This window comes from Nocardiopsis baichengensis YIM 90130 (assembly GCF_000341205.1).
In the GTDB taxonomy this organism is placed as follows: domain Bacteria; phylum Actinomycetota; class Actinomycetes; order Streptosporangiales; family Streptosporangiaceae; genus Nocardiopsis_A; species Nocardiopsis_A halophila.
In genome coordinates this window covers 16,350-31,145 of the sequence record NZ_ANAS01000033.1, presented here as the reverse complement: position 1 = coordinate 31,145, position 14,796 = coordinate 16,350, and the positions used below count along the sequence as shown (strand labels likewise).

At 73.9% G+C, this 14,796-nt stretch carries 11 protein-coding genes, 1 tRNA gene and 1 pseudogene; 10 read left to right on the top strand and 3 right to left on the bottom strand.

Going from position 1 to position 14,796, the window contains the following annotated elements; all coding sequences use genetic code 11:
- The first annotated feature begins 163 nt into the window (after nucleotides 1-163).
- Complete coding sequence (locus tag C892_RS0122715; RefSeq protein WP_017559062.1) at nucleotides 164-1,084, top strand: SDR family oxidoreductase; 921 nt, start codon at nucleotides 164-166, stop codon at nucleotides 1,082-1,084.
- 19 nt (nucleotides 1,085-1,103) lie between these two features.
- On the opposite strand, the gene C892_RS0122710 is transcribed toward C892_RS0122715, so the two are convergent.
- On the bottom strand, nucleotides 1,104-1,532 hold the full coding sequence (locus tag C892_RS0122710) for an Hsp15 family ribosome-associated heat shock protein (RefSeq protein WP_017540854.1): 429 nt from the start codon (nucleotides 1,530-1,532) through the stop codon (nucleotides 1,104-1,106).
- A 55-nt stretch (nucleotides 1,533-1,587) separates the two neighbouring features.
- Nucleotides 1,588-3,057, bottom strand: a complete 1,470-nt coding sequence (locus C892_RS32025; protein ID WP_051060592.1) for a serine/threonine-protein kinase — start codon at nucleotides 3,055-3,057, stop codon at nucleotides 1,588-1,590.
- Between the two features lie 193 nt (nucleotides 3,058-3,250).
- Here C892_RS32025 and C892_RS32390 point away from each other — a divergent pair.
- From C892_RS32390 to C892_RS0122685, 3 genes and pseudogenes are all read left to right on the top strand, one after another.
- Nucleotides 3,251-3,370: pseudogene (locus C892_RS32390) on the top strand (winged helix-turn-helix transcriptional regulator); the annotation flags it as partial.
- Nucleotides 3,371-3,421: 51 nt separating this feature from the next.
- Nucleotides 3,422-5,065 (top strand): ABC-F family ATP-binding cassette domain-containing protein, encoded by a 1,644-nt coding sequence (locus tag C892_RS0122690; RefSeq protein ID WP_017559059.1) that lies wholly within the window; start codon nucleotides 3,422-3,424, stop codon nucleotides 5,063-5,065.
- Nucleotides 5,066-5,149: 84 nt separating this feature from the next.
- Nucleotides 5,150-5,224, top strand: a tRNA-Asp gene (locus tag C892_RS0122685).
- An 81-nt stretch (nucleotides 5,225-5,305) separates the two neighbouring features.
- On the opposite strand, the gene C892_RS0122680 is transcribed toward C892_RS0122685, so the two are convergent.
- A complete protein-coding gene (locus C892_RS0122680; RefSeq protein WP_017559058.1) occupies nucleotides 5,306-6,511 on the bottom strand; it encodes an MFS transporter in 1,206 nt (401 codons plus the stop codon).
- Nucleotides 6,512-6,703: 192 nt separating this feature from the next.
- Between C892_RS0122680 and C892_RS0122675 the strand changes: the two genes are divergently transcribed.
- Genes C892_RS0122675 through C892_RS0122650 form a run of 6 tightly spaced genes read left to right on the top strand, consistent with a single transcriptional unit; the run spans nucleotide 6,704 to nucleotide 14,744 of the window.
- A complete protein-coding gene (locus C892_RS0122675; protein ID WP_026124566.1) occupies nucleotides 6,704-10,399 on the top strand; it encodes a nitrate reductase subunit alpha in 3,696 nt (1,231 codons plus the stop codon).
- Entirely contained in the window at nucleotides 10,399-12,096 is a 1,698-nt protein-coding gene (gene narH / locus C892_RS0122670; protein ID WP_017559055.1) for a nitrate reductase subunit beta, read from the top strand. Before C892_RS0122675 ends, narH begins: the two co-directional genes overlap by 1 nt.
- Nucleotides 12,096-12,743 carry a nitrate reductase molybdenum cofactor assembly chaperone gene (narJ, locus tag C892_RS0122665; RefSeq protein ID WP_017540847.1) on the top strand — a complete coding sequence of 216 codons (648 nt, stop codon included), beginning with the start codon at nucleotides 12,096-12,098 and terminating at the stop codon, nucleotides 12,741-12,743. Before narH ends, narJ begins: the two co-directional genes overlap by 1 nt.
- 14 nt (nucleotides 12,744-12,757) lie before the next feature.
- Nucleotides 12,758-13,477, top strand: coding sequence for a respiratory nitrate reductase subunit gamma (gene narI, locus C892_RS0122660; protein WP_040685553.1), 720 nt, complete (start codon nucleotides 12,758-12,760; stop codon nucleotides 13,475-13,477).
- Complete coding sequence (locus C892_RS0122655) at nucleotides 13,468-14,433, top strand: DUF5996 family protein (RefSeq protein WP_017559053.1); 966 nt, start codon at nucleotides 13,468-13,470, stop codon at nucleotides 14,431-14,433. Before narI ends, C892_RS0122655 begins: the two co-directional genes overlap by 10 nt.
- The gene (locus C892_RS0122650) at nucleotides 14,421-14,744 is read left to right on the top strand and encodes a GNAT family N-acetyltransferase (protein WP_017559052.1); all 324 of its coding nucleotides are present in this window, start codon (nucleotides 14,421-14,423) and stop codon (nucleotides 14,742-14,744) included. Before C892_RS0122655 ends, C892_RS0122650 begins: the two co-directional genes overlap by 13 nt.
- The last annotated feature ends 52 nt before the right edge of the window (nucleotides 14,745-14,796 follow it).

Below are 14,796 nucleotides of genomic sequence, written 5' to 3'. Positions count from 1 at the left end.
CATGGGACGCTCTCCTCCGCCCCCGGCCCTGTCTCCCCGGGGCGACATTCCCCTTCCCCCTCCGCTCCGCTGCCGGACGTGTCCGTAGGACAGACCTGACAGAAGGTGTCAGGAAGCGCCGCGAGCCTGGAGGGGACACGGAGACGAAGGGGGCATCAGGACCATGGACCGACCACTGGAGGGACGGGTCGCGCTGGTCGCCGGGGCCACGCGCGGAGCGGGCCGGGCGATCGCGGTGGAGCTGGGCCGCGAGGGGGCCACGGTGTACGCCACCGGCCGGACCACGCGCACCGCACGCTCGGAGATGGGGCGCCCAGAGACGATCGAGGAGACCGCCGAGCTGGTGGACGGCGCCGGGGGCACCGGTATCGCCGTCCAGGTGGACCACCTGGTCCCGGACCAGGTGAAGGCGCTGGTCGAGCGGATCGGTGCCGAGCAGGGCCGCCTGGACGTGCTGGTGAACGACGTGTGGGGCGGCGACGTCTACCTCACCGAGTTCGGGCGCCGCCTGTGGGAGCACGACCTGGAACAGGGCCTGCGCATGCTCCGCCTGGGCATCGACACGCACGCGACCACCAGCCACTTCGCGCTGCCGCTGATGATCCGCCGCCCCGGGGCGCTCGTGGTGGAGATGACCGACGGCACCACCGAGTTCAACGCCGGGTACCGCGCCGACGTCGGACTGTTCTACGACCTGGTGAAGACCTCGGTGCAGCGCCTGGCCAAGGCCCAGGCGCACGAGCTGCGCGACCACGGCGGCGCGGCGGTCGCGGTCACCCCGGGATGGCTGCGCTCCGAGGCGATGCTGGATCACTTCGGCGTGTCCGAGGAGAACTGGCGGGACGCGGTGGCCAAGGAGCCGCACTTCGCCATCTCCGAGTCGCCGGCCCTGGTCGGCCGGGGCGTGGCGGCCCTGGCCGCCGACCCGGACGCGGCCCGGTGGACCGGGACCACGGTCTCCAGCGGCCACCTCGCCAAGGTGTACGGCCTGACCGACACCGACGGCAGCCGCCCCGACGCCTGGCGCTACATCTCCGAGGTGCAGTACGCCGGCCGGGAGGCGGACACCACCGGCTACCGGTGAACCGGCGGCCCGGGGCCGGTCAGCCCAGGCCCTCGCGCCACAGGCGCTCCATCTTGCGGCGGTCCCGCTTGGTGGGGCGCCCGGCTCCCCGTTCCCGGCGGGGCGGGGGCGCGAACGCCTGCGGCGGCGCGGCCGCGGTCGGCTCGGGCGTGTTGTCGACGTAGCACCGGCGGGCGATGGGCGCCCCCACCCGCTTCTCCAGGACGTGGGCGACCTCGACCACGCGGGTGGTGCCGTGCAGCCGGACGCGCACCTCGTCGCCGGGGCCGACGGCGGCCGCGGGCTTGGCCGGGCGGTCGTTGAGCCGCACGTGCCCGCCGCGGCAGGCCTGCGCGGCCTCGGCCCGCGTCTTGACCAGCCGGACCGCCCAGAGCCACTTGTCGATGCGGGTGCTCTGCGGCCCCTGCGGCAGCGGGGGCCCGTCGGCGTCGGCGGGCTGGTCGGACACGGTGCGCCCCTTCCTGCTCGGCGGTCCTCGGGCGGCACGCGCCCTCCCCCGAATGCTAGGCGCTCCCCTCGCCGTCCGGCCACGCCGCCGTGGGGCCCTCGTCGGCGGAGGAGGGGACCCAGGCCCCGCTGGGCTCCGGCTCGGCGGGGGCGTCCGTCCCCTCGTGCGGCTCCTCGGGCTCCTCTCCGTGCGGCTCCTCGGGCGAGTAGTCCGGGGTCTGCTCCGGCGTGTCCTCCGGGGCCTCCTCCGGCGTCCCTTCGGGATCCGGCTCAGGCGTGCCGACGGGGTCGCCGGCCCCTTCCGGCGTCGGCTCGCCTCCCTCCCCGGGGGCCTGCGGCTCCTGCCCGGGGTCCTGTTCGGCCGGGGCGGTGTCCCGCGCGGGGACGGCGTCGGGCAGGGTCCACCACCCCGCCTGCGGGAGGCCGTTGGCCAGCACCCACGCGGCACCGCCGACCAGCAGCACCGCCAGGACGGCCAGGACCACCGCGCCCGCCGGCCGCCGCCGGCGCCGTCCGCGCCCGCGCGCCTCCCGGGGGGCGGTCGCGGTCGGCCCGGTGGGCGGTCCTGCGGGCGGTTCTGCGGGCGGCGCAGTGGACGCGTCCGGGGCCGTCCCACCGGAGGCGAGGGGCGCCGTCGGGGCGGGCGCCAGGGGGACCGTCGCGACCACCGTGCGGCCCGCCGCCGCCGAGGCCCCCTCCCGGAGCACCTCCGTGACCGCCTCGGACGACGCCTCGGCCTCCGGCCCCGGGTCCCGGCCCACCAGCGCGCCCAGGACGCGCACCGCGGTGGGCCGCCGTGCCGAGTCCTTGTCCAGGCAGGCCTGCAGCAGCGGCCGCAGCCGCTCGGGCACCGCCTCCAGGTCCGGCTCCTCGGTGACCACCCGGTGCAGCACCTCGTGCACGCTGTCCCCGTCGAAGGGGCCCCGGCCCGACGCGGCGAAGGCGATCACCGCCGCCCACGCGAACACGTCCGCCTCCGGCCCCACGCGCGCGCCCCGGATCTGCTCGGGAGCCATGTAGGCGGGCGTGCCGGTCACCGATCCGGTCTGGGTGAGGGTCGCATCGCCGGTCCGGGCGATCCCGAAGTCGATGACCCGCGGCCCGTCCGGGCCCAGCAGCACGTTGGCCGGTTTGAAGTCCCGGTGCACCACCCCTGCACTGTGGATCGCCACCAGCGCGGTCGCCGTGGCCACCGCCAGCCGGTCCAGGGACGCCCCGGTGCGCGGCCCCTCCTTGTGCACCGCAGCGCGCAGCGTGGGGCCGCGCACGAACTCGCTGGCGATATAGGGGGGATCGCCCTCCACGTCGGCCTCCACCACGGCCGCGGTGCAGAACGGCGCCACGCGGCGCACCGACTCCAGCTCCCGTGCGAAGCGCGCGCGCTGCAGGTCTCCGCCCTCCCAGGAGCCGGACAGCACCTTGACCGCCACCTCGACCCCGTCGGGGCCGGTGCCCAGGTACACGGTCCCCTGGCCGCCGCGTCCGATCTGGTCCGTGATCCGGTAGGGCCCGATCCGCTCGGGCATCCCACCGCCTTCTCCTCCGGCAGGTGTCGTCATCGCGCCTTCCCCTCACTCCGCGTCTGCCTCCATAGGACGTCGGTAGCGGCGCGCTCCTCCTGTGCCGAACGGCGACACTTGCCTTACCCCTCAGCTCCGCAGCAGCGGGACCAGGGCCGAGACGTCGTCGGAGGGGTCCGCACCCTCGTCGAGGGCGGCGGTGCCGCCGCGCGTGGAGTACTCGCTCACCGGTTTCGGCCGCTCCCTCAACACGGCGCTGGGACCCCTGGGCGACTGGGGGGAGGAGCACAAGGAGCGCATCGAGGAGCTGCACTCCTGACCCCCGGAAAACCTTTCGACGCCCCGCCGCCGCGCTGGCAGGCTGACCGCCATGGGCCACATCGACGTCGCAGGCGTCTCCTACCGGCTCCCCGACGGGGGAACTCTTCTGGACGAGGTCTCCTTCCGGGTGGGCGACGGCATGAAGGCCGTGCTCGTCGGGGCCAACGGGAGCGGCAAGACCACCCTGCTGAGCATCATCGCCGGGGACGCCGAGGCGCACGAGGGCGCCGTCACCCGCAGCGGGCGGATCGGCGTGATGCGCCAGTTCATCGGCTCCCAGGCGGCCGGGGCCCTGCCCGCGGACGCGACCGTGCGGGACCTGCTGCTGTCGGTGTCGGCGCCGGGCGTGCGGCGGGCCGGCCGGGAGCTGGACGCCGCCGAGGCGGCCATGGTGGAGGACGACACCGAGGCCGTGCAGCTGCGCTACGCCCAGGCCCTGTCCGACTGGTCCGACGCCGGGGGCTACGAGGCCGAGGTGCTCTGGGACGTGTGCACCGTCGAGGCGATCGGCCTGCCCTACGCCCGCGCCCACCGCCGCGGGCTCGGCACGCTCTCCGGCGGCGAGCAGAAGCGCCTGGTGCTGGAGGCCCTGCTGCGCGGCCCCGACGACGTGCTGCTGCTCGACGAGCCCGACAACTACCTGGACGTTCCGGGGAAGCGGTGGCTGGAGGAGCGGCTGCGGTCCACCCCCAAGACGGTGCTGTTCATCAGCCACGACCGGGAGCTGCTGGCGGCCACCGCCACGCACGTGGTCACCCTGGAGGGCGGCAAGGGCGCCGGCGCGTCGGCGTGGGTGCACGGCGGCGGCTTCGAGAGCTACCACCGGGCCCGCGAGGACCGGCACGCCCGCTTCGCCGAGCTGCGCCGCCGCTGGGACGAGCGGCACGCCCGGCTGAGCGCGCTGGTGCGGCGGCTGCGCCAGAAGGCCGCGAACAACGACGACATGGCCAGCCGCTACCGGGCGGCGCAGACCCGGCTGGCCCGGTTCGAGGAGGCCGGGCCGCCGCCCGAGCCGCCCAGGATCCAGCGCATCGACATGCGCCTGCGCGGCGGGCGCACCGGCGTGCGCGCGCTCACCTGCACCGACCTGGAGCTGACCGGCCTGATGAGGCCGTTCACCGCCGAGGTGTTCTACGGCGAGCGGATCGGGGTGCTCGGCTCCAACGGGTCGGGCAAGTCGCACTTCCTGCGGCTGCTGGCCGACGAGGGGTCCGTGGAGCACACCGGGACGGCCCGGCTCGGCGCCCGGGTGGTGCCCGGGCACTTCGCCCAGACCCACCACCACCCCGAGTGGAACGGGCGCACGCTCGCGGCGATCCTCGAAGAGGACCACGCCATGCCCCTGGACCTGGCCGCACCGGCGCTGCAGCGCTACGAGCTCGTGCACCGGCGCGACACCCGCTTCGACTCCCTCTCCGGAGGGCAGCAGGCGCGCTTCCAGGTGCTCCTGCTGGAGCTCTCGGGCGCCACCATGCTGCTTCTGGACGAGCCCACCGACAACCTGGACGTGGAGTCCGCCGAAGCCCTGGAGGCGGCTCTGGAGGGCTTCGAGGGAACTGTGCTCGCCGTCACACACGACCGCTGGTTCGCGCGCTCCTTCGACCGGTTCCTGGTGTTCGGAGCGGACGGAGGGGTCTACGCCTCGGACGATCCGGTGTGGGACGAGGGGCGGGTGCGCCGGGTCCGCGCGTGAGCGGTGGGACAGAGCACTGGAAAACCCCGCTAGAGTGGTGTGCAGCGGACGCGGGGCGCCCCGGAGGGGTGTGACGGCGTCGATGGTCCTGTGGAGCAGTTAGGAGTGCTCGCCACCCTGTCAAGGTGGAGGCCGCGGGTTCAAATCCCGTCAGGACCGCACAGCGGAGGCCCGGAACCGGTCACCGGTCGGTTCCGGGCCTTTCTCGTGTGCGCGCCCCGTGTGGGCACCGGCCGGCCCTCAGGGCTCGGCGGTGCGGAACGCCCGCGAGGTGTACAGCGCCACCGCCAGGGCCACCGCCGCCAGCAGCACGAAGCCGATGGTGTAGGCCCCCGTGGCCTGGTAGACGCCGCCCATCAGCAGCGGCGGGAAGTAGCCGCCCAGGCCGCCGGCCGCACCCACCAGGCCGGTCGCCGTGCCCACCCGGGAGGGCTCGACCAGCGTGGCCAGGAGCGCGAAGACGCCCCCCGTCCCCAGCCCCAGGGCGAAGGCGATCAGCACGAAGGACAGGCCCGCCGGGAACTCCGCGGGCGGGTGGAACGCCAGGACGACGGCGAACACGCAGGTCCCCAGGAACGAGGCCAGGCAGACCCGTACCGGCCCGATCCGGTCCGAGAGCACGCCCCCGACGGGGCGGGCCACGACCGCCACCAGGGCGAAGCCCGCGGTGCGCAGCCCGGCCTCGGTCTGGGCGAAGGCGTAGGCCGTGGTCAGCAGCGTCGGCATGTAGGTGGTGAAGGCCACGAAGCCGCCGAAGGCCAGGGCGTACAGCAGGGCCATCTGCCAGGTCGCCTTGAGGCGCAGGGCGTCGCGCATCCGGGGCAGCACCGGCTCGGTGCTCGGGGTCCACGACGGCGCGTCGCGGCTGAACGCCCACATGACGGCGCCCATGGCCGCCAGGGCGGCGCACATCGCCAGGTGGGTGGCGAACAGCCCCAGCGCCTTCACCAGGTGCGGGGTGAGCAGCGCCGAGAGCGCGGTCCCGCCCATGCCCGCGCCGAACACGCCCGTGGCGAAGCCGCGCCGCTCGGGCGGGTGCCAGGCGTTCACGAACGGGATGCCCACCGCGAAGGAGGTGCCGGCGATGCCCAGGAAGAACCCCCACAGCAGGAGCATCGGGTAGGAGCCGCCGGAGATGCCGACGAGGAAGGTCGGCACGATGCTGATGAAGCAGACCGCGGTGAACATCGCCCGTCCGCCGATGCGGTCGGTCAGCGCCCCGACCGGGATCCGGCCCAGCGACCCCACCAGCACCGGCACCGCGACCAGGAGCGAGGTCTGGGAGGGGGAGAGCGACAGCTCCTCGGTGTAGGTCTTGGACAGCGGACCCACCAGGTTCCACGCCCAGAACGTGAGCGCGAACGCCGCCGTCGCCAGGGCGAGGTTGCCCCCGGCGGTGCCCCGGGCCGCCGCCCGCCCCCCGGTCCTGCCCGCGGTCCCGCTCATGCCGACGCCCCTCCCCGAGATGGTTCCGGATGAATTCAGGCTAAGCCGGAACGGTGTCGCCGCCCCGCAGGACCGGGACCAGTGGACCTGGCGTGTCGCGCAAATGCTTTGAGATCTTCGACGGAAGTGGTTGCATTTCCAGGGCGCGCGGTCTCGGGAAATCCGGTGCAATGCAAACGGCAGGTGAGATTCATGTCCAGTAACGGTAAATCCGCTGGTCGATCCGGTAGTGCCGGGGATCTCCTGCTGCGGATCGGAACGTATCTGACGCGGACCCCCGCCACCGCGGATATGCGGGCCGAGTTCAAGGCGGGCGGCCGTGAGGGAGACGTGTTCTACCGTGACCGCTGGAGCCACGACAAAGTCGTGAGGTCGACGCACGGCGTGAATTGCACCGGGTCGTGCTCGTGGAACGTCTACGTCAAGGACGGGATCATCACCTGGGAGACCCAGGCCACCGACTACCCCTCGGTGGGGCCCGACCGCCCCGAGTACGAGCCGCGCGGCTGCCCCCGCGGCGCCGCCTTCTCCTGGTACACCTACTCGCCCACCCGGGTCCGGTACCCCTACGCCCGCGCCGTGCTGGTGGGCATGTACCGCGAGGCCCGCGAGCGCCTGGGCGACCCGGTGGCCGCCTGGGCCGAGATCACCGCCGACCCCGACAAGCGCCGCCGCTACCAGTCGGCCCGGGGCAAGGGCGGCCTGGTGCGCGTCACCTGGGACGAGGCCCTGGAGATCGCCGCCGCGGCGCACGTGCACACCATCGCCGCCCACGGCCCGGACCGCATTGCCGGGTTCTCGCCCATCCCGGCCATGTCCCAGGTCTCGCACGGCGTCGGGGCCCGGTTCGTCAACCTCCTCGGCGGGTCGATGCTCTCCTTCTACGACTGGTACGCCGACCTGCCCGTGGCCTCCCCGCACGTCTTCGGCGACCAGACCGACGTGCCGGAGTCGGGCGACTGGTGGGACGCCGCCTACCTGGTGCTGTGGGGCTCCAACGTCCCGGTCACCCGCACCCCCGACGCGCACTGGATGGCCGAGGCCCGCTACCGGGGCCAGAAGGTGGTGGTGGTCGCCCCCGACTACAACGACGCCGCGAAGTTCGCCGACGAGTGGGTGGCGCCCCACCCGGGCACCGACGGCGCACTGGCCCTGGCCATGGGCCACGTGGTCCTGCGCGAGCACTTCGTCGACCGGCGCACCCCGGCCTTCGACTCCTACGTGCGCACCTACACCGACCTGCCCTTCCTGGTCCGCCTGGAGGAGCGGGACGGGGTGCGGGTGCCCGGCAAGTTCCTCACCGCCGCCGACCTGGAGGAGACCGCCGGCGAGGCCAACGCCGCGTGGAAGCCGCTGCTGGTCGACGAGGAGACCGGGCTGCCCTACGTCCCCGGCGGCACCCTGGGCCACCGGTGGGGCGAGGAGGGGGCCGGCAAGTGGAACCTGCGCACCGGCGGGCGCACCCCGCTGCTCACCTTCCACGCCCCCGGCGCCCCCGCCGCCGAGGTGGCGCTGCCCCGCTTCGACACCGCCGACGGGCACGGGCGCGAGATGCGCCGCGGGGTCCCGGTGCGCACCCTGGGCGGGCACACCGTCACCACCGTCCTCGACCTGATGATGGCCCAGTACGGGGTGGGGCGCGAGGGGCTGCCGGGGACCTGGCCGGTGGGCTACAACGACCCCACCCAGCCCTGCACGCCGGCCTGGCAGGAGGGCCTGACCTCGGTTCCGGCGGACCGGGCGGTGCGCATCGCCCGGGAGTTCGCCGCCACGGCCGAGGCCAGCGGCGGCCGCGCCATGATCGTGCTGGGCGCCGGCACCAACCAGTGGTTCCACGGCGACACCATGTACCGGGCGTTCCTGGGGCTGCTGCTGCTCACCGGCTGCCAGGGGGTCAACGGCGGCGGGTGGGCGCACTACGTGGGCCAGGAGAAGTGCCGCACCAGCGCGGGGTGGGCCGCCTACGCCTCGGCGATGGACTGGGGCCGGCCCGCGCGCTTCATGGCGGGCACCGCCTACTGGTACACCCACACCGACCAGTGGCGCTACGACACCTACGGCGCCGACGCCCTGGCCTCCCCGCTGGGGACGGGCTCGGTGGCCGGGCGGCACACCGCCGACCTGGTGGCGGCCTCCGCGCGGATGGGGTGGATGCCCTCCTACCCCACCTTCGACCGCAACCCGCTGCGCCTGGCCCGCCAGGCCCGCGAGGCGGGCAAGGACCCCGCCGAGTACGCGGTGGAGGAGCTGGAGGCCGGACGGCTGCGCTTCGCCGCCGAGGACCCCGACGCGCCGGAGAACTGGCCGCGCGTGCTCACCGTGTGGCGGTCCAACCTGCTCGGGTCCTCGGCCAAGGGCAGCGAGTACTTCTCGCGCCACCTGCTGGGCACCGACTCCTCGGTGCAGGGCGCGGAGGCGGGGGCCGCCCACCGCCCCGCGGAGGTGCGCTGGCGCGAGCCCGCGCCGCAGGGCAAGCTCGACCTGCTGCTGAGCCTGGACTTCCGGATGACCAGCACCACGCTGATGTCGGACATCGTGCTCCCGGCCGCCACCTGGTACGAGAAGCACGACCTGTCCACCACGGACATGCACCCCTTCGTGCACGCCTTCACCCCGGCCATCGACCCGCCCTGGGAGGCGCGCACCGACTTCGACGCCTTCCACGGGCTCGCGCGCGTGTTCAGCGGCCTCGCCGAGTCCCGGCTCGGCGCCGCCGAGGACCTGGTCGCCGCCCCGCACGCCCACGACACCCCGGGGGAGATGGCCCAGCCGGGCGGCACCGTGCCGGACTGGAAGCGCACGGGCGAGCGCCCCGTGCCCGGACGCACGATGCCGAACCTGGTGGTGGTGGAGCGCGACTACCCGGCGGTGGCCGAGCGCATGGCGGCGCTGGGTCCGCTCGCCGAGCGGCTGGGGCTGCCGGTCAAGGGCGTCTCCTTCACCCCCGACCGCGAGGTGGAGTGGCTGCGCGAGCGCAACGGCGCCGTGCAGGGCGGCGTGGCCGACGGCCGGCCGCTGCTGGACACCGACGTCAAGGCCTGCGAGATGATCCTGGCCCTGTCCGGGACCTCCAACGGGCGGCTGGCCGCCCAGGGGTTCGAGCGGCTGGCGGAGCGGACCGGGACCGACTTCTCCGACCTCGTCCAGGCCGGCGCCGAGCGCCGCGTCGTCTTCAGCGACACCCAGGCCCGCCCGACGACGGTGGGCGCCAGCCCGGAGTGGTCGGGCAAGGAGGCGCCCGACCGCCGCTACTCGCCGTTCACCGTGAACGTGGAGAACGCCAAGCCCTGGCACACCCTCACCGGGCGGCAGCACTTCTACGTCGACCACGACTGGATGCTGGAGTTCGGCGAGGCGCTGCCGGGCTACCGGCCGCCGCTGGACATGCACCGCCTCTTCGGGGAACCGGCCCTGGGCGCCGGAGGGGAGCGCGAGGTGTCCGTGCGCTACCTGACGCCGCACTCCAAGTGGTCGATCCACTCCGAGTACCAGGACAACCTGCTGATGCTGACGCTCTCCCGCGGCGGCCCGGCGCTGTGGATGAGCCCGGCCGACGCCGAGGCGATCGGCGCCCGCGACAACGACTGGGTCGAGGCCGTCAACCGCAACGGGGTGATCGCGGCCCGGCTGGTGGTCTCGCACCGCATGCCGGCCGGGACGGTGTACATCTACCACGCCCAGGAGCGCGTGGTGGACATGCCCAAGACCGAGACGACCGGGCGCCGGGGCGGCATCCACAACTCCCTGACCCGCCTGCTGGTCAAGCCCACCCACCTGATCGGCGGCTACGCCCAGTTCAGCTACGCCTTCAACTACATCGGACCGACCGGCAACCAGCGCGACGAGGTCACCGTCGTGCGCAAGCGCACCGGCGAGGTGGAGTACTGATGGCCATCGGACGCGTCATGGCCCAGGTGGCCATGGTGATGAACCTGGACAAGTGCATCGGCTGCCACACCTGCTCGGTCACCTGCAAGCAGGCCTGGACCAACCGCAGCGGTGTCGAGTACGCCTGGTTCAACAACGTCGAGACCCGCCCCGGCCAGGGGTACCCGCGCCGCTACGAGGACCAGGAGCGGTGGAAGGGCGGGTGGGTCCGCACCCGCTCGGGCCGGCTCAAGCTGCGCGCCGGGGGCCGCCTCAAGAAGCTGGCCACCCTGTTCGCCAACCCGGTGATGCCCTCCATCCACGACTACTACGAGCCCTGGACCTACGACTACGGCCACCTGATCACCGCCCCGCTGGGCGACGACATCCCGGTGGCCCGGCCGCGCTCGCTGCTGACCGGCGAGCCGATGCAGGTCTCCTGGAGCGCCAACTGGGACGACGACCTGGCCGGCGGCCCGGAGCTGGCCTCCCAGGACCCGGTGGTGCAGCGGGTCGGCGACAAGGTCCGCTTCGAGTTCGAGCAGACGTTCATGTTCTACCTGCCGCGGATCTGCGAGCACTGCCTGAACCCCTCGTGCGTGGCCAGCTGTCCGAGCGGGGCGATGTACAAGCGCGTCGAGGACGGCATCGTCCTGGTCGACCAGGACAAGTGCCGGGGCTGGCGGATGTGCGTGACCGGCTGCCCGTACAAGAAGGTCTACTTCAACCACAAGACCGGCAAGGCCGAGAAGTGCACGCTGTGCTATCCGCGGATCGAGGTGGGCATGCCCACCATCTGCTCGGAGACCTGCGTGGGGCGCCTGCGCTACCTCGGCGTGGTCCTCTACGACGTCGAGCAGGTCGGGCCGGCCGCGGCGGTCGAGGACGAGAAGGACCTCTACGGCTCCCAGCTCGGGGTGTTCCTCGACCCCGACGACCCCGAGGTGCAGGAGGCGGCCCGCCGCGACGGCATCCCCGAGGCCTGGCTGGAGTCGGCCCGCAGGTCGCCCGTGTACGCGCTCATCGCGCGGCACCGGATCGCCCTGCCGCTGCACCCGGAGTACCGCACCCTGCCCATGGTCTGGTACATTCCCCCGCTCTCACCGGTGGTGGACGCGGTCGGGGCCGCCGGCCACGACGGGGAGGACGTGCACAACCTCTTCGGCGCCATCGACGCCCTGCGCATCCCCGTGGAGTACCTGGCCGAACTGTTCACCGCGGGCGACCCGGGGCCGGTCGAGCACTCCCTGCGCACCCTGGCCGCCGTGCGCTCCTACATGCGCCGGATCAACCTGGGCCAGGAGCGCGACGAGTCCATCGCCCGGGAGGCCGGCACCACCGGCGCCCGCATCGAGGAGCTGTACCGGCTGCTTGCGCTGGCCAAGTACGACGACCGCTACGTCATCCCCACCGCCTACGGCGTCGACGACGCCGACCGGGGGGTGATCGAGGAGATCGGGTGCAGCCTGGACTTCGAGTCCGGGCCGGGCATGGGCGGGATGGGCCCGGCGCACGGCCGCGCCCCCGCGCCTCCGTTCGGGGAGGCATCCGGGCGGCCCGACCCGGCCAGTGTGGAGACCTTCCACGCTCTCAGGACGCGCCAGACCAGCGACGCCCCCGCCGACCGTGCCGACCTGAAGGGCCGGGTGAACCTGTTGAACTGGGACGGAAACGGCCGGCCCGAAGGGCTCTTCCCTCCGCGAGGGGAGGAGCGGTGATGCGCGCACGGGACGCCGCGGTGGTCCGGCGCGCCGCCGCCCTGCTGCTGGACTACCCCGACCGGGGCATGCTGGAGCGGCTCCCGGCGGTACGCGCGGCCGTGGAGGAGCTGCCCGCCGGACCGGCCCGTGAAGGGCTGGCCGCGTTCTGCGCCCACGCCTCGGCGGCCGGGGAGCTGGAACTGGGCGCCCACTACGTGGAGACCTTCGACATGCGCCGCCGCCGGGCGCTGCACCTGACCTTCTACACCGACGGGGACACGCGCAGGCGCGGGCACGCCCTGGCCCGACTGAAGGAGATCTACGCCGGGTGCGGCTGGCGGCCCGGACCGCAGGAGCTGCCGGACCACCTGTGCGTGGTGCTGGAGTTCGCCTCCCGGGGCGACACCGAGTGGGGCGAGGCGCTGCTGCGCCGCTTCCAACCGGGCCTGGAGCTGCTGCGCGCGGCCCTGCACCGGCACGGTACGCCCTACGCCGGGGTGCTCGACGCGGTCGCGGCGACCCTGCCGCCCCCGGCGGCGGCCCAGCGGAGCCAGGCGCGCCGCCTGGCCGAGCAGGGGCCGCCCGCCGAGGACGTGGGCCTGGAGCCCTACGGGGCGCAGCGCACCCCCGTCGATCTGGGGATGCCGGGGGTGGGAGCGCCGTGAGCACGGTCGAGCTGATGCTGTGGGGCGTCCTGCCCTACGTCGTGCTGGTGCTCTTCGTCGGCGGTGCCCTCTGGCGCTACCGGTACGACCAGTTCGGCTGGACGACCCGCTCCTCCCAGCTCCAGGAGTCCCGGCTGCTGCGCATCGGCAGCCCGCTGTTCCACTTCGGCCTCCTGGTGGTGATCGTCGGCCACGCGGTCGGCCTGGTCGTGCCGCGGGAGTGGACCCGAGCGGCCGGGGTCTCCGACGCCGCCTACCACGCCGTGGCCCTGGGGCTGGGCGCCGTCGCCGGGCTGTGCACCCTGGCCGGGGTGGCGCTGCTGGTGTGGCGGCGCCGCACCACCGGGCCGGTGTTCAGCGCCACCACCGCCAACGACAAGGTGATGTACCTGGTCCTGGTGCTGGCGATCGTCGCCGGGCTGGCCACCACCCTGGTCTCCACGGCCGCCGAGTTCACCGGTGCGCACGAGCCGGACTACCGGACCACGGTCTCGGTGTGGTGGCGGAGCATCTGGGTGCTCTCCCCGGACGTGCCGGCCATGGCCGCCTCCGGCGCCGCCTTCCAGGTCCACGCCCTGGTCGGGATGGCGCTGTTCGCGCTCTTCCCGTTCACCCGGCTGGTGCACGCCTTCAGCGCGCCGTGGTTCTACCTCTTCCGGCCCTACGTGGTCTACCGCTCGCGGGACGGCCGCACGGGCCCGGCGGTGCGCGCGACACGACGGGGATGGAGCTGACCATGGAGGACCTGCCGTCGATGCCCCTGGAGGAGTGGGCGGCGACCAAGGAGACGCTGCACCGGTTCGAGCAGATCGTGGGCAAGATCCGGCTCGCGTCCAGCCCGCGCCGCAACCACTGGTGGCACGTGCCCTTCCGGCTGACGGGGACCGGGCTCACCACGCGCCCGATGGGGGTGGTGGACGGCAACCCGCTGTTCACCGTCGACTTCGACTTCGTGCGGCACCGGCTGACCGCCCGCACCGAGGAGGGGCGCGAGGCCTCGTTCCCGCTGGCCGGGCACAGCGTGGCCTCCTTCTACCGGGAGGTGCTCGCCGCCCTGGACACCCTGGGCGTGCACGTGGAGATCGCCCGCCCCTACCCCTACGACCTGCCGGACGCGGCGCGGCCGTTCGCCGAGGACACCGAGCACGCCGCCTACGACCCGTTCTGGGCGAACCGGTACTGGAGGGTGCTGGGCCGGGTGGGCGGGGTCCTGGAGGAGTTCGCCGCGGGCTACTCGGGAAAGACCAGCCCTGTGCACCACTTCTGGCACACCTTCGACATCGCGGTCACGCGCTTCGGGGGCGGCGCGGTCCGCCACCCCGAGGAGGCCGGGGCGCTCGTCCGCGAGGCCTACTCCGAGGAGGTGGTCAGCTTCGGGTTCTGGTTCGGCGACGAATCGGTCCCCGAGCCGGCCTTCTACTCCTACACGGCGCCCGAGCCCGAGGGGCTCACCGGGGCGCCGCTCCCCGACGGCGCCGAGTGGCTGGACGGCGCGCACGGGCACCTGGCGCTGCTGCGCTACGGCCGGGCGCGCGCGGCCGCCGACCCGCGTGCGGCGGTGCTCTCCTTCTACCAGGCGGCGTACGAGGCGGGGGCGCCGCTGCTCGGGTGGGACACCGCGGGCCTCGCCTGCCCGGACGGGGTGACCGACCCCGACGACAAGCTGAGGAGCAACTGGTGGCAGACGTGAGCCTGACGGTCACCGACGTCCCGGCCCGGCGGCGCTACGAGGCGCGGGACGCGGGTGCGGGGGACGCGGTGGCCGGATTCGCCGAGTACCTGCTGGCGGGGGAGATGGTCGTGTTCACCCACACCGAGGTGGACCCCGCCTACGAGGGGCGCGGCGTGGGGAGCGCGATCGTGCGCTCCTCCCTGGACGACGTGCGCTCGCGCGGCATGGTGGTGCTGCCGCTGTGCCCCTTCTACAAAGGGTGGATCGAGCGCCACCGCGAGTACGCGGACCTGGTCTACAAACGCCCGGAGAGCACGGCGACCGACTGACCGCCGACTGACCCTCCGAACAGGACGGGTGACCCTGCGCAGGAGATCGGGG